Below are 19,213 nucleotides of genomic sequence, written 5' to 3'. Positions count from 1 at the left end.
TGGTTGGGCGGGTTTTTTGAGCCGAGCTCTTCCATGCCCCGCCATGGGCGGTGGGTGGGCATAGGCCTCGGGGGTCTGGGGGCGGAGCCCCCAGGGGCCTCGGCTGCAACCCCGGGCCACTTAGAATCGGCGGGTGAACGACCCCGTGGCTCCCGCCGAAACCCTCCGTACCGCTCTGGCCCGCCTGCTCGACGGACTTCCGCCCAGGCAGGCCGTCGGCGCTGTGGAGCGGCTGATCGCCAATTACCGGGGGGCCACCCCGACCGACGCTCCGATCTTGAGGGACCGTGCGGACGTGGCGGCCTACGCGGCCTACCGGATGCCGGCGACCTTCGAAGCCGTACGTTCCGCACTGGACGCCTTCGCGGACGCCGTACCCGACTGGGCCCCGCAGGGCCACGTGGATGTCGGCGGCGGAACCGGCGCCGCCACCTGGGCCGTCGCCGCCACCTGGCCCGGTGACCGCCCGGTGACCGTCCTCGACTGGGCCGAGCCCGCGCTCGCCCTGGGGAAGGAGATCGCCGCCGCCAACTCAGCACTGAGTAACGTCAGTTGGCGCCGCGCACGCATCGGATCCGCGCTCACCCTCGACCCCGCCGACCTCGTCACCGTCTCCTACGTCCTCAACGAACTCACCGCCCCCGACCGCACCGCCCTCGTGGACGCCGCCGCATCCGCAGCCCAGGCCGTCGTGATCGTCGAAGCCGGTACCCCGGCCGGTTACGCCCGCGTCATCGAGGCCCGGGACAGACTGATCGCCGCCGGTTTCCACATCGCCGCCCCCTGCCCGCACAGCGCCGCCTGCCCGATCGCCCCCGGCGAGGACTGGTGCCACTTCTCGGCGCGGGTCAGCCGTTCCTCCCTGCACCGCCAGGTCAAGGGCGGCTCCCTGCCGTACGAGGACGAGAAGTTCAGCTACGTGGCCGCCGCCCGCTTCCCCGTCGAACCCGCCCCCGCCCGCGTCGTACGCCGCCCGCAGATCCGCAAGGGCCAGGTACTCCTCGACCTCTGCGAGACCGACGAGCAGCTGCGCCGGACGACGGTCACCAAACGCCACGGCGACCTGTACAAGGCGGCCCGGGACACGAACTGGGGCGACCCCTGGCCGTCGTAGCCCTGAAGGCCGTAAATCCCGCCAAATCATGCGATAGCCGCTGATCCAGGTCTCGGTGTGTCTCGTCCCACCCACCCCGAATGCGGGGTCCCGCCTCTCAAGGCGCAGGATGGTGGGACCATAGGGGAAGTTCTCCGCACAACGGCAGGGCGACAACAGCAGGGCGAGGAGATAGATGAGCGCGACGTTCGGTGGCCGGACCGGTCGGCAGGGCAAACTCTCCTCGTGGCTGCGCGGACGCCGCCCGCAGGAGGCCCCCGACGACGGCAGCGGACGCGAGGCGCTGCTGCTGGCCGCCGCCGAGGCAGGGCTGCCGATCGCGCCCGCCGCGCACCCCGCCCCGGGCTATCGATGTTCGTGCGACCGCGTGGGCTGCCCCACACCGGCCCGCCACCCCGTGTCGTTCGCCTGGCAGACGCAGTCCACGACCGACCGCGCCCAGATCGAGCGCTGGGCCCGCCACCAGCCGCAGGCCAACTTCATCACCGCGACCGGCATGGTCAACGACGTCCTCGACGTCCCCCTGGAGGCCGGCCACGAGGCGCTGGAGCGGCTGCTCGCCGCCGGTGTCGAGGTCGGCCCGGTCGCCGCGAGCGACGACGGACGGCTGCTCTTCTTCACCCTCACCCGCGGCACCCCCGAGGACGAGGACGAGTGGTGGCCGTGCGAACTGGACTGCCACCCCGAGACGATGGACGAACACCCCGGCCTGCGCTGGCACTGCCGCGGCTCCTACGTCCTCGTCCCCCCGGCCCAACTCCCCGGTGAGAACCAGTCCGTTCACTGGGTACGCGGCCCCGAGCACCCCCTGCCCGACCCGCTGACCCTCCTCGAAACCCTCACGGACGCCTGCGCCCGCCACGCCGGCGCGGAACCGGACCACGCGAACTCGGCCTGGCCACTGGGCCGTTGACCTTCTGAGGTCAGCCGCCCTGCGCCGAGGTCAGCCCCTCGATCCGCCCCAGCACCGACACCTTCCCGCCCCGCTTCGGGTCCAACGCCACCTCGTTCGAGATGAGTTGAAGGGTGAGGGACTGCTCTACCTCACCCGTCGTCAGCGCCTGCACGTCCTTGTTCTGGGTCGGCACCGACGTGCCCTCCGCCGCGGTCTCCTTCTGGAAGTACCGCGTGGTGAAGAACACCAGGGCCCCGCCGTCCGCCGTACGCAGCGCCAGCGGGGCGTAGTCGCCGCTCGTCAGCGGCTCGTCGAGGAACTGGACGGCCAGCCCCGGCTTGGTGGCCTTCTCCCGGTCCGCACGCCACCCGCTGGTGTGCGCGCCGTCCGCGAAGCCCGACCCGCCGCTCTTCAGATAGGTCGCATAGCTCTGGCTCAACTCGCCCGGGGCGACGGCCAGTTCGGCCGAGTTCGCCGGTACGGCCTCCGCCCAGCCGTCCTTGTCGGTCTTGAACTTCGGTACGGCACTGGGCGCGAGCAGCGTCAGATACGCCACCTGCCACGGCTCGGCCAGGTCGTTGCGGGTGAAGACCAGCAACCAACGGGCCCCGCCACCCTTGTTGGCGGCGGTGTCGGCCACGAACCAGCGCGGCCAGCCGGCCTTCTTCGGGATGGTGAACTTCGCGTCCGTCAGCTCCAGCGGCGAGTAGTTCGCGTTCCCGGCGGGGGAGTTGGTGTGCCCCGCCTTCAGCCTCGCCGCGTCGATGTCACCGAGCGCGCCGGTGACATGAGCGGCGTCCAGGGAACTGTCGTACGCCTTGTCGGCCGCGTTGTACGCGGTCGTGAACTGCTGGAGCGCCGTCGCGGCCTCGGCGCGGGTGGTGGCCGGGAGGACCTCCCGCTCCCCGTGGACCACCACGCAACCGCTCGCCGTCAGCGACAAAGCGGTCACCGAGGCCGCTATCAGTACGCGTCGGTCAAGCCTGCGGAGCCTTCGAGGGCTGCGATCCCTGCTCATCAGGTGTCTTCACCTTCCCCTTCCCGGAGGCGAACCCTACCGGGGCGAAGAACAGGGCGAGCGTGGGGACCAGGTACAGCAGCCACACCGTGATCTGCAGGACCGTCGGGTCCGGCTGGAAGTTGAAGACGCCCTTCAGGAGGGTGCCGTACCAGCTGTCCGGCGGGATCGTGTCGCTGATGTCGAAGGCCAGCTTCGTCAGCCCCGGGACCCAGTCGGCCTCCTGCAAGTCGTGGAAGCCGTACGCCAGTACACCCGCCGCGACGACGACCAGCATGGCGCCGGTCCAGGTGAAGAACTTCGCGAGGTTGATCTTCAGCGCGCCCCGGTAGAACAGCCAGCCCAGGAACACCGCCGTGGCCAGACCCAGTCCTACGCCGACCAGCGGGCGCGGGGTGCCGTCGCTCGCCGCGTGCACCGACGCCCACACGAACAGCGCGGTCTCCAGGCCCTCGCGGCCCACGGCGAGGAACGCGGTGGCGACCAGCGCGCCCGTGCCCATCGCGAGGGCCGCGTCCAGCTTGCCGTGCAGTTCGGCCTTCAGGTGCCGGGCGGTGCGCCGCATCCAGAACACCATCCACGTCACCAGACCGACCGCGAGGATCGACAGGGACCCGCCGAGCGCCTCCTGCGCCTGGAACGTCATCTCCTGCGAGCCGAATTCGAGCGCGCACCCGAAGCCCATCGCGATGAGCACCGCGACGACGATGCCGATCCAGATCGGCTTCAGCGCGTCCCGCCGGTCCGTCTTGACGAGATAGGCGATCAGGATGCAGACGACGAGACTGGCTTCCAGGCCCTCGCGCAGACCGATCAGATAGTTCGAGAACACGGTCTACGACTCCTTCGCGTCCTTGGAGAACAGCGTGCTGCCCCACCAGTCGTCCTTGTCACGGACGCCCGGCGGGACGGCGAAGACCGCCGAACCCACGTGCTGGATGTACTCGTTGAGCGCGTCGGACGCGGACAGCTTCCGCTGGAGCGGGATGAACCCCTTGCGTACGTCACGCTGGTAGGCGAGGAAGAACAGGCCGGCGTCGAGACGGCCGAGGCCGTCGGTGCCGTCGGTGAAGGAGTAGCCCCGGCGCAGGATGGTGACCCCGCTGTTGGAGTCGGGGTGCGCGAGCCGGACGTGCGCGTCGGGTTTCATCGCCTTCAGGAACGGCGGGTCGTGCTCCTTCGCCTTGCCGACCGCCGCGCCTTCGCCCTTGTCCCGCCCGAAGACGTCCTCCTGCTCCTGGAGCGAGGTCCGGTCCCAGGTCTCGATGTTCATCCGGATGCGCCGGGCGACGAGATACGAACCCCCGGTCATCCAGGCCGAGTTGGCGGCGTTGTCGCCCTCGCCGACCCACACGAACTTCTTCAGCCGGTCCGTCTCGGTCCCCGCGATGTTGCGGGTGCCGTCCTTGAATCCCATGAGATTGCGGGGGGTTTGAGCCCCCGGGGTCGTCGACGAGGTTTTCCCGAAGCCGAGTTGGGACCAGCGGATGGCGACCTTGCCGAAGCCGATACGGGCCAGGTTGCGGATCGCGTGCACGGCGACCTGCGGATCGTCCGCGCAGGCCTGCACGCAAAGGTCGCCGCCCGTACGGGACTTGTCGAAGTTCTCGCCGGGGAACTGCGGCAGATCGACCAGCGCCTCCGGGCGGCTGCCGCTGAGCCCGAAGTGGTCGAAGAAGCCCGGCCCGAAGCCGATGGTGAGGGTCAGCCGCGAGGGTTTCAGCCCCAGCGCCTCGCCGGTGTCGTCCGGCGGCGCCTCGGCGAGCCCGCCGTAGGCTCCGTCGCCGACCGCGTGCCCACCGGTCATCCGGCGGGCGGCGGCCGTCCAGTCCTTCAGCATCTGCACGAACTCGGCGCGGTCGTTGGTCTTCACGTCGAACGCGGCGAAGTGCAGCCGGTCCTGCACGGGCGTGGCGATGCCGGCCTGGTTGGCGCCGTGGAAGGCGACCGCGGCACCGGTGTCGGCACCGGCCGGATCGACGTCCTCGCCGACACGGGTCATCGCCACCGCGCCACCGGCCGCGACGGCACCGAGCGCGAGCCCGGCACCGCCCCACCCGATGAGTGAACGACGGGACGGCGAACCGCTCTCCTGGACTTCGCTCTCCTGAACATCGGTCATCTCAGGCCTACTTCACGACGGCGGCGGCGAGCTTGGACAGCGGCTCCGCGAGCGCGTTGACCCCGTCCGAGAGCTCCTTGCGCTGGTCCTTGGTGACCTTGTCGTACGACACGAAGCCGTCGGAGGTCGAGGTCGAGCGGTACTTGTCGAGCAGCGTGTTCAACGCGGCGAACTGCTTGTCGAGTTCGGTGGTGAGGGCCGCGTCGTTCTTCTGCGCGACCGGCTTCAGCAGCTCGTACGCCTTCTGGGCGCCGTCGACGTTGGCCTTGAAGTCGCTCAGGTCGGTGTGCGAGTAGCGGTCCTCCTCACCGGTGATCTTGCCGGTGGCGACCTCGTCGAGGAGTTCCTTGGCGCCGTTGGCCATGGAGGTCGGGGTGATCTCGGCCTTGCCGACGCGCTTCTGCCAGTCCTTGAGATCGGTGACCAACTCGGCGGCGAGGACCTTCTGTTCGGCGCCGATCTTCTTGTCCTCCCACAGCGCCTTCTCCAGCGCGTGCCAGCCGGTCCACTTCTGGCCCTTCTCCAGGCCGTCGGCGCGGGTGTCGGTCTTGGGGTCGATGTCCCCGAACGACTCGGCGATCGGCTCGGTGGCCTCCCAGCCGACGCGGGAGGGGGCGTAGGCGTTCTTGGCGGCGGTGAGGTCGCCCGCCTTGATGGCGTTCGCGAAGGTCTCCACCTTCGGGATCGTCGCGTCGGCCTGCTCCTGCGCGTACTCGCGGTAGGCGGCGACGGCCGCGTCCAGCTTCGGGTCCCGCTTGGCGACCGAGCCGCCGGTGACGGTCAGCTTCTGCCGCACACCGTGGCCCTTCATCCCGGGCCGGCAGGCGATCTCGTACGACCCGGCCTTCACCTCGGCGGTGAGCGTGTACTTGGTGCCCGGCCCGATGTTCTCCTTCTCGGAGACGATCCGGTCGTCCGGGAAGAGGATCTCGACCTCGGTCGCCTTCGAGCCGGTGTTCTCGATCTTCAGCGTGACCTGGCCGGCCGGGATCGACGTCGCCGAGGTCGTGCACTTGGAGTCGGCCGCGGTCACCTGAATCGCGTCGCCGTCCTTGGCGTCGCTCTTCGCGGTGCACGCCGTGACGGCGGTCAGTGCGGCCGCGGCGGCGACGGCGGTGGCGACGGGAAGTCGGACGGCACGCATGCAGGCTCCAAGCGAGAGTGTGTGACGAGGTGATGCCGCGAGGCAGTGTGGTGAGGCTGCCCTAACTTACCTGAGGCTTACCTCAGTCATACCCGCCCCGGTGGGTATTCACTGCCCACGGGAAAATCACAGACACGGCTTGATCTCGATGGCGGAAAACAAACGCCAAGGAAGGGTCAAGGGAAGGTCAAGCGGAGCGTTTCGGAGTCACCACGACCGCCCCCGTGCGCGGATGCGGGAACACCTCAACTGGCTGGTCATAGACGTCCGAAAGCAACGCCTCGGTGAATACGTCCCCCGGTGGACCCTCGGCGGCGACACGACCGGCGCGCAGGATCGCGACCCGGTGCGCGTAGGCGGCGGCCAGCGCGAGATCGTGCAGCACCACGACCACCGCGTCCCCCGCGTGCGCCCTTTCCCGGCACAGCCGCAGGACCAGTTCCTGATGCCGGAGATCGAGCGCGGCGGTCGGTTCGTCGAGCAGCAGCAGCGGCGCACGCTGGGCGAGCACCCGCGCGAGCGCGACCCGGGCCCGCTCCCCACCACTGAGCGCCGAGAACGGCCGTAGCGCGAAGTCCGTGACCTCCGCCCGCGTCATCGCCTCCGCTACGGCGAGATCGTCCTCGGCGGGGGTGGTGGCGTGCGGTGCCCGCCCCATCCGTACGACGTCCTCGACGGTGAACGGAAAGGAGAGAGTGGCCGACTGAGGCAACACGGCCCGCCGCAGGGCGAGTTCGGGCGCGGACCACTCGGCGGCGGGACGGCCGTTGATGCGGACGACCCCGGCGGAGGGCGCGAGGTCTGCGGCGAGAGCCCCCAACAGGGTTGATTTCCCTGCCCCGTTGGGCCCGACGAGCGCGAGGACCTCACCGGCCCGGACGGGCACGGAGACACCGTGGAGGACTGCGCGCCCGCCGAGTCGGACGTACAGGTATTCGGCCTCGGCGAGGACGTCTCCCGGCTCGGCGGGGGAGGGGCGTGCGGGGCGGCTACGGAGGAGTCTCATGCGCGGGCTCCTTGGGTGGGTGGGATGAGGGTTGTTCGGCACCGCCGGGATGGTTGGTGGGGGCTGGGTGCCGTTGCGGCGGAGAGGAGTTGGCGGGCGGCGAAGAGCTGGCGGGCGGTGGAGAAGGGGTGCGGGGCTGCGTCTGATGTGCGGCTACCGCCGCGTGGGCGCGACCAGCCACCGACGGCCCGCAGCCCCCAATGCGCATTCAGCGGCAGCCTCGGCTGGGAAACGGCGGAAGGTTCCCGGCGATCTGGAGCAGCGGAGGAGAGGCTGACGGGGGACGGGGCGATGGAGAAGCATGCGGCGGTGAAGGGACCGGCGGAGAAGGCCGCGGGACTGCGCCCGTCGAGCGGCAAGCCGTTCCAGGGGACCTCGCTCATGCCCAACCCCCCTGCCTGCGCCGCGTCCTGCGCAGCAGCCAGAAGAAGAACGGGCTGCCGAGCAGGGCCGTCAGGACGCCGAGCGGGAGTTCCGCCGGGGCCGCGACCGTGCGGGCGGTGAGGTCGGCGGCCAGGAGGACCAGCGCGCCGAGCAGTGCGCTGGCCGGGATCAGGAAGCGGTGGCCGGGGCCCGCCGCCATGCGGAGGAGGTGGGGGACGACGAGCCCCACGAAGCTGATGATCCCGGAGACGCTGACCGCCGCCGCCGTGAGGAGGGCGATGACCAGGACCAGGACGATCCGGAGCCGTTCGACGTCAACTCCCAAGTGGCGGGCGGGGCGTTCACCGAGGGCGAGGAGATCCAGGCGGCCGGCGTGGAGCGGGGCGAGGGTGAGGCCGAGCGCCGCGCAGGGGAGGATCGCGAGGACCTTCGGCCAGGTCGCCTGGGAGAGCGAGCCGAGCTGCCAGAAGGTGATCTGGTTGACGGCCGCGGTGTCCGCGAAGAACAGGAACAGCCCGATCAGCGCCCCCGCGAACGCGTTCAGTGCGATCCCGGTGAGGATCAGCGTCACAACTTCCGTACGGCCGCCGGAGCGTGACATCGCGTAGACCAACAGAACCGTGGCGAGCCCGGAGACGAACGCCACCGCCGACACCGTCCACGTCCCGAGGAAGTCGAGCCCGAACGCGATCACCGCGACCGCGCCCACCGCCGCCCCGGAGGACACCCCGATGACCCCCGGCTCCGCGAGCGGATTCCCGAACACGCCCTGCATCAACGCCCCCGCGCACCCCAGCGAGGCCCCGACAAGCAGCGCGAGCACGATCCGCGGGAACCGCACGTTCCACAGCACCGACTCCGGTACGCGGTCCAACGCCCCGCCGCCGAGCCCGAGTCGATGCTGCACCGACGCCAGGACCTCCCCGGTCGGGATCGGATACGCGCCCAGTCCCGCGGCCACCGGCACCAGGACGAGAAGGGCGATCACCAGCCCGACGGTGAGCATCCAGCCCTTACCGTGCCCTCTGCGTGGGGGAGTTGGGGTGACGGTCGCCTCAACCCCCTTGTCCAGTACGGTCATTCGGACCCGCCTCCGTACAACTGGTCCACCAGCGACTTGAGTACCTGGTCGGTGCGCGGCCCGTAGTTGAGGAGCACGCCGTCCTCGATGGACACGACCCGCCGGTTCATCCCGGCCGGGGTCTGTGCGACGCCGGGGATCTTCACCAGTCCGTCGATGCCGCCGACCGACTCAAGTCCCTTGGTCATGACGAGAATCGCGTCGGGCGCGGCCTGTGCGAGTGCCTCGGTGGTGATGGCGGTGAAGTCCTTCTTCAGGCCCGACTCCGCACCCGCGTCGACCGCCCCGGCCGCCTCCAGGAGCGAGGTCGCGCCCGAGCCCTTGCCGCCGATGAGATACACGGAGGCGGACCCGCGCAGATACAGGAACGCGACCCGCGGCTTCTCCTTGTGCTGGGGAATCGCCTTGCGTACGGCGGCGATCCGGTCCTCGGAGCGCTTGGTCAGCTCCTTGCCCGCGGCCGGTACGCCGAGCGCGTCGGCCACCGCCTGGATGCGCGGGCCGACGTCGGCGAGCCCCTGCGCCGGGTCGACGACGAGGACCGGGACGCCGGCGGCGCGGATCTGGCCCATCGCCTCGGACGGGCCGGTGGTCGTCTCGACGAGGACGAGGTCGGGCCTGAGGGACAGCACGCTCTCCGCCGAGACGTCGTGGTTGCGGGTCACCAGGGGGAGTTTCGCGGCCTGTTGGAAGGTGGCGGTGATGTCCCGGGCCACGACGCGGTCACCGAGCCCGAGCGTGAACACGATCTCGCTGAGGCTGCCGGAGAGCGGGACGATGCGGCGCGCGTTGCTGACGGTGACTTTCTTGCCGTCGGCGGAGCTTACGGTGACCGGGAGTTGGGGGTCCGGGGTGCCGGTCAGCGGCTCCACGCGGTTGGCCGGGGCGGTGGCCTTCGCGGACGCGGTGGTCGCGGACGTGGCCGCGCCCCCGCATCCGGTGAGCGTGAGCGCGAGCACGGACAACAGTGCTCCCGCCAGTCGTGTGCGCAAGCGTGGCACGGTCCCGTCCGTCTCTCTCGGTATCTCTCGACATCTCTCGGGCACTGTCGCTTCAGGTGAGGAAAGCTTAGGTTAGCCTTACCTTTGTTCGCTACCGGCAGTCGTCAACCGGAGGACTCACCCATGCCCGCGCGCCAAAGAGCCCTGGTCACCGTGGTGTGCACGGCCGTCCTGACCGTTCTTGCCGCCCTGCTCCCGGCAGCCCTCGCCCACGCGGAGAGCCGTACCGTGCAGGGCGGCCGGCTCGACTGGGGCATCAAGTCCTCGTTCCAGAGCTATGTCACCGGGCCCATCGCGAACGGCAGTTACTCCCTCACGGGCGGCGCGGCGACCGTGGGCAGCAGCCAGTTCCGCTTCCCCTCGGCGACGGGCTCGTACGACGGCTCGACGGGCGCGTTCCGCTCGTCCTTCGCGGGCGGGGTGCACTTCGTCGGCCACAAGAAGGCCGACGGCGGCTACGAACTCGACCTCACCCTGAGCCGCCCCACGGTCCGTATCTCGGGCTCGACCGGCACGCTCTACCTGGACGTCACCAGCAAGGCGAAGGGCACCGGGACGGTCACGACGTCCTCTCAAGTGCCCTTCGCCTCCCTCTCGTTGGGCGGCATCGACATGAAGGGCGGAGGCAACGCGGTCGTCCTCGACAACCTGCCCGCGACGCTCACCGCGCAGGGCGCGAAGTCCTTCGCCGGGTACTACACGGCCGGTACGGCGCTGGACCCGGTGAGCCTCTCGGCGGACGTGAAGGCCGCGGCCACCAAGACCGCCACACCGACCCCGGCACCCACCAAGTCCGCCGCGAAGAAGGCGACTTCGAACGGTGCGATCGCTGACGGGGCCGTCGGCTGGGGCGTGCGCCGCACCTTCCGGGAGTACGTCACCGGGGGCATCGCCAAGGGCAAGTGGACGGTGTCGGCGGGAGCCGAGGACGGCGGTGCGCTCTTCCGCTTCCCGAGCGGTGAAGGGACGTACGAGAACGGGGAGTTGACGGCCTCGTTCAAGGGCGCTGTGCGCTTCACCGGCGCCGAGGGCCTCGATCTGAAGCTCAGCGGCGTGCGGGCGACGGTCGAGGACGGCAAGGGCACGCTCTACGCCGACGTCACCGGCACTGCCGTCGCCGGTGCCGACTTCACCGGCAAGAAGGTCCCGCTGGTCACCTTCGCGGCCAAGGGTCTCCAGGTGGCCAAGGGCCTGGCGAAGGTCACCGAGGCGCCCGCGAAACTCACGGCGCAGGGCGTGAAGGCCTTCGGCGGGATGTACCCGGCGGGCACCGACATGGACCCGGTGTCGGTGGCCGTAGCCCTCACCGACGACGCCAAGTTGCCCGCGCTGCCGGACCTGGGCACCACACCCACGGCGACCGAGACCCCGGAGGAGCAGTCGGCCCGCCCCTCGGTGTCCGCGGAGCCGGTCGCCGACAACTCCGGTGGCGGTGACGGCAGTTCGGCCGCGTTGCCGATCGGCCTTGCGGCCGGTGCCTTGCTGGTCGTGGCTGCGGTCTCCGTGCTGCTCGTCCGCAGGCGCCGTACCAGTTCGGCCGCCGGGACCGCCGCCGGACCGGAAGCCGACTGACTCCCTCACCCGGTCCGCGTGTTGGCGGACCATCCACTCACCTCAAGGAGAACCACGGCCATGCCCGTCAGACGCCCTCGACTTTCCTTCGCCCTCGCCGCGGCTGTCGCGACCGCCGCCGCGTTCGGCGCCACGGCGCTCGCCACGACCACCGCGTCGGCGGCCGAAGTCCCGCTCAGCGGCTACGAGTTGACCTGGGGCATCAAGCAGTCGTACCGCACGTACGTGAGCACCTACGCGCAGGGCTCGTTCACCGCCACGGACGGCGTCTCGCAGGCCGCGAACAACGGTGCCTTCACCTTCACGGACGGCACGGGCACCTACGACACCACCAGCCACGCCGTGCACCTCACCTTCAAGGGCACCGTCACCGCCAAGTCGACGCTGCACGGCTTCGTGCGGGAGATGTCGGACTTCCAGTACGACAGCGCGGCGGGCACCCTCACCGCCGACCTCGTCGCGGACGGCGGCACCAAGCAGCAGGACGTGACGCTCGCGACGGTCGCCGCCCCGACCAGCCAGGACCTGACGAACCTGGCCACCACCCTCACCGCGGCGGCCGGCACGTTCCTCGGCAGCGACTCGTACGCGAACGCGGCCGGCGACCCGCTCTCGGCGGTCAAGCCGACGTCGACGACCTCCCCGACCCCGTCCGACTCGTCGACGGAGTCGGCGTCCCCGTCCCCCACCCCCACGTCTACCCCCACCAAGACGGCGACCCCGTCCACCACGCCCTCCGACAGCGCGAGCCCTTCGGACACCGCCTCCCAACCGGCCGCCACCAAGGGCGAGATCGCGGACGGCGAGCTCGACTGGGGCGTCAAGGAGTCCTTCCGCACCTACGTCGTGGGCAGCGTCGCCAACGGCAGGATCACGACGTCGGCCGGCGCGGCCCAGGCAGCGGGCAACGGCGTCTTCACCTTCACCGGCGCGACCGGCACCTACGACACCGACGCGGACACCCTCTCCGCCGCCTTCGAGGGCGCGGTGAACTTCAAGGGCCATGAGGACAACGGCACTTACGGCCTCGACCTCACCTTCACCGACCTGAAGGCGACCCTCGACAACGGCTCCGGCGAACTGACGGCGGACGTGACGAGCCTGGGCACGAAGTCCGAGGACGTGGTCCTGGCCGACCTGAAGGCGGGTTCGACCGACCTCACCGCGAAGAACGACGTCATCACGGTCGACGACGTCACCGCAACATTGACCACAGCCGGCGCGAAGGCCTTCGGCGGCTTCTACCAGACCGGCGCCGAACTCGACCCGCTCGACCTCTCGGTGGCCCTCACGGCGGACGCGACCCTCCCCACGGACGGCTCGTCGTCGACGACCGGCACGGGCACGGGCTCGTCCGGCAGCACCGCCGACTCCGGTACGACGGGCTCGACTTCGGGCGGCGGCGTCACCGGCTCCACGACGGGCAGCGTGAACGGCTCACTGGCCTCGACCGGTTCCGAGATCCCGGTGGCGGCACTGGGCACGGCGGCTGCCGTCACCGTGGCGGCGGGCGCGGGCGTGGTGTTCGCGATGCGCAGGCGGCGTACGGAGGCGTAATCGGGTGTCGGGGGCGGTCGTAGGTCCCCCAGACTGCTTCTCATGACCATGAAGAGGGGCTGCAGGGAACTGCTCGGGCCGGGCGGTGTCGTACTCGATGTGCGGGATCGTCCCGGTCCGCCTCCGTTGCGCTTCGAGACGGCGGACGGCGGCCGGCTGCTGCTCCGGCAGGGCGGGCGGCCCCTGCTGCTGGGCCGGGAGGAAGAGGGCGGTTGTTCGCACGAGGGTCTCTTCGTGCACCGGCTCGAAGGCTTCCGCTCGCCGTTGCCCCGGATCCGGTCGGACCTGATGAGAGAGCCCGGCAACTGGGTTCACCAGTACGCGAGTTGGCTGGAGGAGGCGAAGGAGGGCCCGCTGCACGACGCACGCTGGCATCTCCGGGAGCGGCGCAGGTTCCCGGCGTACGTGTGGTGGGGTGACTTCATGCGCGACTGGCCCGCCTGTCACCTCGACTGGTGCGCGGGAGGCTGGGAGGGCGTCGTACCGCTCCGTCCGCTCTCGCCCACGGACGCGCCACGCGTGAAGGCCTACCGTAAGCACGCCCGGGAGGACATGCTCGCCCCCGTCCTCCTGTGGCGGGTCACGCCGTTCGACGGCTGGGCACTCCTCGACGGCCACGACCGTGCCGTGGCCGCGCTCGCGGAGGGCCGGACTCCACCGTGCCTGGTCCTGTACCGCGTACCGGACGACGAGACATGGCGGCGGACCGCCGACGAGCTGACCGAGGGCCACGAACAGCGCATGGAACTGTTGACCGCAGGGCTGGCCGACACCGACGTCGAGCGCAGACGAGCTGTCCTGGAAACGGCGTACGAGGACACGCTGTCCTCGCTGCCGTACGACGAGGCACCCACCCTCACCTGGCCCCTCCCCGGCGGAGCCGCCACCTGGGATGACCTCGCCGCCCGGGCGGTGTTTGAATGCCCCCGTGACTGACTACGACGTACTGCGTGTCTTCTGCGGACCCAGCGGTGGATACGGCAACGAACTCGGCGTCGTCCGCGAGGGTTCCGTCATGCCGGACCCGGACGAGCGGCAGGTGTTCGCCGGGAAACTCGGCTTCAGCGAGACGGTGTTCGTCGACGACCCCGAGCGCGGAGTCATCGACATCTACACCCCGACCACGCGCCTGCCCTTCGCCGGCCACCCCTGCGTCGGCACGGCCTGGCTCCTGGACGTACCCGAACTGGTCACCCCCGCGGGCGTCGTGGGCACCCGCCTCGACGGCGAGTTCAGCTGGATCGAGGCCCTCCCGGAGTGGGCCCCGCCGCGCACCCTCCGCCAGTACGCCACCGCCCCCGAGGTCGACGCCCTCCCCGTGCCCCCACCCGGCGAGTGGATCTACGCCTGGGCCTGGGAGGACGAGGCAGCGGGTCGTATCCGCGCCCGCGCCTTCCCCGGCCGTGACGACGGCATCCACGAGGACGAGGCGACGGGCGCGGCGGCACTGCTGCTGACCGACCAGCTGGGCAGGGCCCTCAACATCACGCAGGGCGCGGGGTCTCAGATACTCACGGCTCCGCAGCCGGGGGGATGGGTGGAGGTCGGGGGACGAGTGTTCCTGGAGCGCTGAACGCCTCTGCCGGAAGACCTCGTCAGTCCAGCACGAAGCCGATCACCGGGGCCTTGGGAACCGCTGTGAGCAACGGGCTGATGATCAGCGGGGAGCCGATGCGGTAGGCCGGGGCCGACGGCGACGGCGAGGGCGACGGCGGCGCGGTCAGGTCGAGGGTTTCTGTGGTTCCGGGCCTGACCCGGTTCGTGGCCTGGAGGGTGTTCGCCGCGGTGGGCAAGTCGGCGAGGACGGCACGGGAGCTCAGGCGGAGCGCGATCCACTCGGCCCGGTTGTTCCGTACCTGGACCCGCACCCTTCGCCGGGGCGCGGGGGCGACTTCCAGGGCGTTGGAGCGAATCACCAGTGCTGACGACTGATCGGTATCGGTTCCGCGACGGCGTCCGTGAGAGCGTCGATCCGTACGTCGATCCCCGCACAGGTGACCCAACTCCCGTACGGCGCACGGACAGCGAGGCGGGCAAACGGCGTGGGCGCCTGGCCCGGCGCGGGCAGGATCGGGTCGACGGCGGTGCGCGGCTGCTCGCCGTAGGACCGGCACAGGTCCAGCACGTCCGCGTACGACTTGGTGGGCAGCGTCGAGCCGCGGAGCAGTTCCGTCTCCAGGATCTGGCGGGCCGCCCCGATCGTCTTCCGCACATCCGGCAGTGAGGGGACCCACAGCCAGCAGCCCGCGATCGCCACATCCGCCAGCGCCTGACGGTGAGGTGACCTCATGTGCTCGGCGATGCCGTAGGCGTGGACGAACTCGCGGCGGGCGTCCTGGATCAGTCCGCGGCGGTCCCTCGCGCTCCGCCAGGTGTCGGGCAGGTCGCGCACATATCTGCGTCCGGCGGCCATGTACTCCTCGAACTCGCGCCCGGGGATGTCACCGACCTGCTTGCCGACGGCGTCGATCTTCCGCCCCAGGACCTCGAATCCCTGGCCGAGTTGCTGGAGGCCGGACTCCTGCCGGGTCGCCGTGGTGACGAGGACGTCCACGACCTGACTCGCCGCACCGGCCCAGGCCGCGTTGTCCATGGCCTGACCGGCGACCAGCTGGGCGACTGCCGTGCGTGCTACGAGAGCACCCAGCGCGATCGCCAGTTCAATGGCCATGACCTGCCTCCCCCGAGGACCACTCCGTGCCTTCGAGTGTAGGGAGTTCGGCGCGGTTCCGGCCGCTTTCCGGCTGAATGCCCCGTTCATCGGGGAGACTTGAGCGGTCCGGGCGGGGCGCAGCTCCCGGCAACGCTCATGCCGACAGCGGGAACTCCTCGCCCAGAGCCCGAAAGACCCCGGTGTTCAAGGCGAACGCCCGCCTGCACTCGGCCACGATCCGCTGCTTCTCCAGGTCGTCGACCCGAACGGCGTCCAGCAGTTCGCGGTAACTCCGCTTGAACGCCGCCGGGTTGCCGATCCCCTCGAACACGTAGAACCGCACGCCATCACCCTTGCGGGAGAACCCCCACGTCCGCTCCGCCTTGTCCCGGATGATCTGTCCGCCGGAGAGATCCCCGAGGTAGCGCGTGTAGTGGTGGGCGATGTACCCGGCCGGCCACGACTCCGCGCACTCCCGCACCCGGTCCGCGTAGGCCTGGGTCGAAGGGAGCGCGGTCAGCCCGGACCGCCAGTCCGCGCCCCGCAGATGCTCAAGGTCCCGCTCCAGCGCCGGCAGCCGGAACAACTCGGCCTGGATGAACGCCCCGGCCACCGGATCCGCCGCGAGGCGCTCCGCCCCGGTCTCCAACGCCTCGTAGACGAACCACAGTTGCTCGGTGTACCGGGCGTACGCGTCCACGCCCAGCCGGCCGCCGAGCAGATCGCTCATGAAGGTGGAGGTCTCGGCCTCCACGTGCTGTTCGTGGGACGCGGTGCGGATGACTGTCGAGAAGGAGTCCATGGGCCCTATCCTCTAAGGCAAGGCTTACCTAAGTCAACAGGTTGCCGACACCCTGTCGGTAAAAGCGTACAAGAAAAACGGCCCGCTCCACGAGAGAGCGGACCGTCGTGACCAGGCACGGGAGCCCAGCAGGAGCCCTACGGCAGCGTCAGGACCTCCGCCCCCGTCTCCGTCACCACCAGCGTGTGCTCGAACTGGGCCGTCCGCTTCCGGTCCTTGGTGACGACCGTCCACCCGTCGTCCCACATGTCGTACTCGTACGACCCCAGCGTCAGCATCGGCTCGATCGTGAACGTCATCCCGGGCTGGATGACCGTCGTCGCGTGCGGGCTGTCGTAATGCGGGACGATCAGGCCGGAGTGGAAGGACGAGTTGATGCCGTGGCCGGTGAAGTCCCGGACCACGCCGTACCCGAAGCGCTTGGCGTACGACTCGATGACCCGGCCGATGATGTTGATCTGGCGGCCGGGACGGACCGCCTTGATCGCGCGGTCCAGGGACTCGCGGGTGCGCTCGACCAGCAGCCGGGACTCCTCGTCGACGTCACCGACCAGGTAGGTCGCGTTGTTGTCGCCGTGCACCCCGCCGATGTACGCCGTCACGTCGAGGTTGATGATGTCGCCGTCGCGCAGCACCGTGGAGTCCGGAATGCCGTGGCAGATCACCTCGTTGAGCGAGGTGCACAGGGACTTGGGGAAGCCGCGGTAGCCGAGCGTCGACGGGTAGGCGCCGTGGTCGCACATGTACTCGTGCGCCACGCGGTCGAGTTCGTCCGTGGTCACCCCCGGCGAGATGATCTTCGCGGCCTCCGCCATCGCCCGCGCGGCGATCCGCCCGGCGACACGCATCGCCTCGATCGTCTCGGGGGTCTGCACCTCCGGCCCGGTGTACGGGGTCGGCGCGGGCTTGCCGACGTACTCGGGGCGACGGATGTTTCCGGGCACGGGACGGGTGGGGGAGAGCTCCCCTGGTACGAGCAGCGACTGGCCAGACATGCCAGCGAGTCTAACCAGCGGACATGGGGGAACATGGCCGTAGGGAAAGGAGCCGTTGATGGCCCTGTTCAAGAAGCGCACGGTCGGGAAGCCCGGCGAGTGGTACTACTGCCTCGAACACAAGAAGGTCGAGGAGGGGCCGGAGTGCCCCGCCAAGGACCGGTTCGGGCCGTACACCACCCGCGCCGAGGCCGAGCACGCGATGGAGACGGCCCGCGAGCGCAACCTGGAGTGGGAGAACGACCCCAAGTGGCACGACGCGACCAAGGGCACCGACGACGACTGATCAGTTCGCGCCACGAGGGGCACCGGCGGTGACCTGACCAGGCCGCGCTACGGCGGGCACCGGCGGGCACCGGCGGGCACCGGCGGCGACCGCTCAGGCGTCGGCAGGGGTCGTAGGAGTCGCCGCCGCGCGCCGCGCCTTCAGCCGTAGTGCGTGCTCGTCCGTCCGCGCGTCGTACGACATCAGCTTCGGCAGTCCCACGGCCAGCAGCCCCACCGCGCCCACGCACATCAGCCCGCCCGCCCACACCGAGGTCCGCACCCCGGACAGGGCGGCCATGCCACCGGACCTGACCTGGCCCAGCTGCGGGCCCACCGAGTAGGACAGCAGCTCGATCCCGGCGAGCCGGCCGCGCAGCTCGTCCGGGATCGTCTGGTTCCAGATGACCCCGCGGAAGATGCCGCTGACCATGTCGCAACCGCCCGCGACGGTGAGGAACAGCAGCACCAGCCACACGTTGGCGACCGCGCCCGCGCAGGCGATCGCCGCGCCCCACAGCGCCGCCGCCAGCACCACCATCCGCCCGTGCCGGTGGATCCGCGAGGTCCAGCCGCTGGTCACACTCACCAGCAGGGCACCGGCCGGGACGGTCGAGTACATCAGCCCCAGCGCCCACGGGGCGTGCAGATCATCGGCGAGGAACGGCAGCACCGCCAGCGGCATCGCGAAGAACATCGCCGCGAGGTCGATGGCGTACGTCCCGAGGAGTTCCTTACGGCTCCAGGCGTACCCGGCGCCCTCCGCGATCGACCTCAGCGACGGCTTCTGCGCCTCGTGGACGCCGGGGGAGGCGGCGATACGGAAGATCAGGACGACGGATACCGCGAACGTCAGCGTGTCCGCCGCGAACGCGTAGGGCAGCCCCGCGAACGCCACGACCACCCCCGCCAGCGCCGGTCCCGTGACCCCGCCGACCGTCCAGCGCAGGGAGTTGAGCGCGGACGCGGCCGTCATGTGCTCGTGCGCCACGATCCGCGGCCACAGCGAGTCCAGCGCGGGGCGTTGAATCGCGCCGAGGACGGAGGTCAGGGCGGCGAAAACGTACAGCGGCCATACGGCGGGGTGCGGCAACAGCGAGTTGAACAGCAGCGCCCCGCAGAGCACGCCCTGTCCGACCTCGGTCCAGATGATCAACTTCCGCTTGTCCCACGCGTCCGCGAGCGCGCCGCCGTAGAGCCCGAACACGATCAACGGCACCAGCTCCACGGCCCCGACCGCGCCCACCGCCGCCGCGGAGCCGGTGAGTTCCTTGATCTGCACCGGAAGCGCGACGAACGTCAGGAAAGTCCCGAAGTTCGAGACCAGCCCCGCGATCCAGAGCCTGCGGAAGTCGGCGGAGGCGTGCCAGGGGGCGAGATCGGGGAGGAGGGCGCGGAGGCCCGTGGGGGGTTCGGCGGGGGGATCCGCGCTGTCGGTCACGAGGGGCAATGGTCGGGGTGGGGGGTGGGGGTGGCAAGCGGATTTTCGCGGGTGGTGTTGTCGGGGGGACTGGATTTCGTCGGGTTGTGGGTGGGGGGTCGATGGCCGGGCGGTGTGGGGAGTTGGCGGTGACGATCCGATGCGGTCATTTGGTGGCGGCGGTG

At 70.4% G+C, this 19,213-nt stretch carries 19 protein-coding genes; 7 read left to right on the top strand and 12 right to left on the bottom strand.

What is annotated here, in order from left to right; all coding sequences use genetic code 11:
• Positions 1 to 133: 133 nt before the first annotated feature.
• Positions 134 to 1,114, top strand: coding sequence for a small ribosomal subunit Rsm22 family protein (locus OG496_RS19110; protein WP_405971716.1), 981 nt, complete (start codon positions 134 to 136; stop codon positions 1,112 to 1,114).
• Between the two features lie 175 nt (positions 1,115 to 1,289).
• Positions 1,290 to 2,027 (top strand): bifunctional DNA primase/polymerase, encoded by a 738-nt coding sequence (locus OG496_RS19105; RefSeq protein ID WP_366491215.1) that lies wholly within the window; start codon positions 1,290 to 1,292, stop codon positions 2,025 to 2,027.
• A 10-nt stretch (positions 2,028 to 2,037) separates the two neighbouring features.
• Here OG496_RS19105 and OG496_RS19100 read toward each other — a convergent pair whose 3' ends face one another.
• The 7 genes from OG496_RS19100 to OG496_RS19070 all read right to left on the bottom strand — a co-directional run bounded on the left by OG496_RS19100 (position 2,038) and on the right by OG496_RS19070 (position 9,756).
• The gene (locus OG496_RS19100) at positions 2,038 to 3,027 is read right to left on the bottom strand and encodes a hypothetical protein (RefSeq protein WP_405971715.1); all 990 of its coding nucleotides are present in this window, start codon (positions 3,025 to 3,027) and stop codon (positions 2,038 to 2,040) included.
• Positions 2,987 to 3,859, bottom strand: coding sequence for an iron uptake transporter permease EfeU (gene efeU, locus OG496_RS19095; protein ID WP_266878469.1), 873 nt, complete (start codon positions 3,857 to 3,859; stop codon positions 2,987 to 2,989). Before efeU ends, OG496_RS19100 begins: the two co-directional genes overlap by 41 nt.
• A gap of 3 nt (positions 3,860 to 3,862) precedes the next feature.
• On the bottom strand, positions 3,863 to 5,149 hold the full coding sequence (gene efeB, locus OG496_RS19090; RefSeq protein WP_405971714.1) for an iron uptake transporter deferrochelatase/peroxidase subunit: 1,287 nt from the start codon (positions 5,147 to 5,149) through the stop codon (positions 3,863 to 3,865).
• Between the two features lie 7 nt (positions 5,150 to 5,156).
• A complete protein-coding gene (gene efeO, locus OG496_RS19085; RefSeq protein WP_405971713.1) occupies positions 5,157 to 6,293 on the bottom strand; it encodes an iron uptake system protein EfeO in 1,137 nt (378 codons plus the stop codon).
• Positions 6,294 to 6,480: 187 nt separating this feature from the next.
• Positions 6,481 to 7,299, bottom strand: coding sequence for a heme ABC transporter ATP-binding protein (locus OG496_RS19080; RefSeq protein WP_405971712.1), 819 nt, complete (start codon positions 7,297 to 7,299; stop codon positions 6,481 to 6,483).
• A gap of 379 nt (positions 7,300 to 7,678) precedes the next feature.
• Complete coding sequence (locus OG496_RS19075) at positions 7,679 to 8,764, bottom strand: FecCD family ABC transporter permease (RefSeq protein ID WP_405971711.1); 1,086 nt, start codon at positions 8,762 to 8,764, stop codon at positions 7,679 to 7,681.
• Positions 8,761 to 9,756, bottom strand: coding sequence for a hemin ABC transporter substrate-binding protein (locus OG496_RS19070; RefSeq protein ID WP_405971710.1), 996 nt, complete (start codon positions 9,754 to 9,756; stop codon positions 8,761 to 8,763). The genes OG496_RS19075 and OG496_RS19070 overlap by 4 nt, the downstream gene beginning before the upstream one ends.
• Positions 9,757 to 9,888: 132 nt before the next feature.
• Here OG496_RS19070 and OG496_RS19065 point away from each other — a divergent pair, with 132 nt between their 5' ends.
• From OG496_RS19065 to OG496_RS19050, 4 genes are read left to right on the top strand one after another with little or no spacing between them, the layout of a single operon-like run.
• Positions 9,889 to 11,337 (top strand): HtaA domain-containing protein, encoded by a 1,449-nt coding sequence (locus OG496_RS19065; protein WP_405971709.1) that lies wholly within the window; start codon positions 9,889 to 9,891, stop codon positions 11,335 to 11,337.
• Positions 11,338 to 11,397: 60 nt separating this feature from the next.
• The gene (locus OG496_RS19060; protein WP_405971708.1) at positions 11,398 to 12,894 is read left to right on the top strand and encodes an HtaA domain-containing protein; all 1,497 of its coding nucleotides are present in this window, start codon (positions 11,398 to 11,400) and stop codon (positions 12,892 to 12,894) included.
• A gap of 42 nt (positions 12,895 to 12,936) precedes the next feature.
• Complete coding sequence (locus OG496_RS19055) at positions 12,937 to 13,830, top strand: hypothetical protein (protein WP_405971707.1); 894 nt, start codon at positions 12,937 to 12,939, stop codon at positions 13,828 to 13,830.
• Complete coding sequence (locus OG496_RS19050; RefSeq protein WP_366491224.1) at positions 13,823 to 14,467, top strand: PhzF family phenazine biosynthesis protein; 645 nt, start codon at positions 13,823 to 13,825, stop codon at positions 14,465 to 14,467. The genes OG496_RS19055 and OG496_RS19050 overlap by 8 nt, the downstream gene beginning before the upstream one ends.
• Before the next feature lie 22 nt (positions 14,468 to 14,489).
• On the opposite strand, the gene OG496_RS19045 is transcribed toward OG496_RS19050, so the two are convergent.
• From OG496_RS19045 to map, 4 genes are all read right to left on the bottom strand, one after another.
• Positions 14,490 to 14,810, bottom strand: a complete 321-nt coding sequence (locus OG496_RS19045; RefSeq protein WP_405971706.1) for a hypothetical protein — start codon at positions 14,808 to 14,810, stop codon at positions 14,490 to 14,492.
• Positions 14,807 to 15,565 carry a hypothetical protein gene (locus tag OG496_RS19040; protein ID WP_405971705.1) on the bottom strand — a complete coding sequence of 253 codons (759 nt, stop codon included), beginning with the start codon at positions 15,563 to 15,565 and terminating at the stop codon, positions 14,807 to 14,809. The genes OG496_RS19045 and OG496_RS19040 overlap by 4 nt, the downstream gene beginning before the upstream one ends.
• 136 nt (positions 15,566 to 15,701) lie before the next feature.
• Positions 15,702 to 16,349, bottom strand: coding sequence for a heme oxygenase (biliverdin-producing) (locus OG496_RS19035; RefSeq protein ID WP_405971704.1), 648 nt, complete (start codon positions 16,347 to 16,349; stop codon positions 15,702 to 15,704).
• Between the two features lie 137 nt (positions 16,350 to 16,486).
• The gene (gene map, locus OG496_RS19030) at positions 16,487 to 17,344 is read right to left on the bottom strand and encodes a type I methionyl aminopeptidase (protein WP_366491227.1); all 858 of its coding nucleotides are present in this window, start codon (positions 17,342 to 17,344) and stop codon (positions 16,487 to 16,489) included.
• A gap of 58 nt (positions 17,345 to 17,402) precedes the next feature.
• On the opposite strand from map, the gene OG496_RS19025 reads away from it, so the two are divergent.
• Positions 17,403 to 17,630, top strand: a complete 228-nt coding sequence (locus OG496_RS19025; protein ID WP_327404556.1) for a hypothetical protein — start codon at positions 17,403 to 17,405, stop codon at positions 17,628 to 17,630.
• A gap of 93 nt (positions 17,631 to 17,723) precedes the next feature.
• On the opposite strand, the gene OG496_RS19020 is transcribed toward OG496_RS19025, so the two are convergent.
• Positions 17,724 to 19,049: an MFS transporter gene (locus OG496_RS19020; RefSeq protein ID WP_405971703.1), complete on the bottom strand. Its 1,326-nt coding sequence runs from the start codon at positions 19,047 to 19,049 to the stop codon at positions 17,724 to 17,726.
• Positions 19,050 to 19,213: the final 164 nt, after the last annotated feature.

The organism is Streptomyces sp. NBC_00988, from assembly GCF_045162645.1.
Classification (GTDB): domain Bacteria; phylum Actinomycetota; class Actinomycetes; order Streptomycetales; family Streptomycetaceae; genus Streptomyces.
The sequence above is the reverse complement of the archived record's forward strand: the minus strand, read 5'-3'. Positions and strand labels throughout refer to the sequence as shown.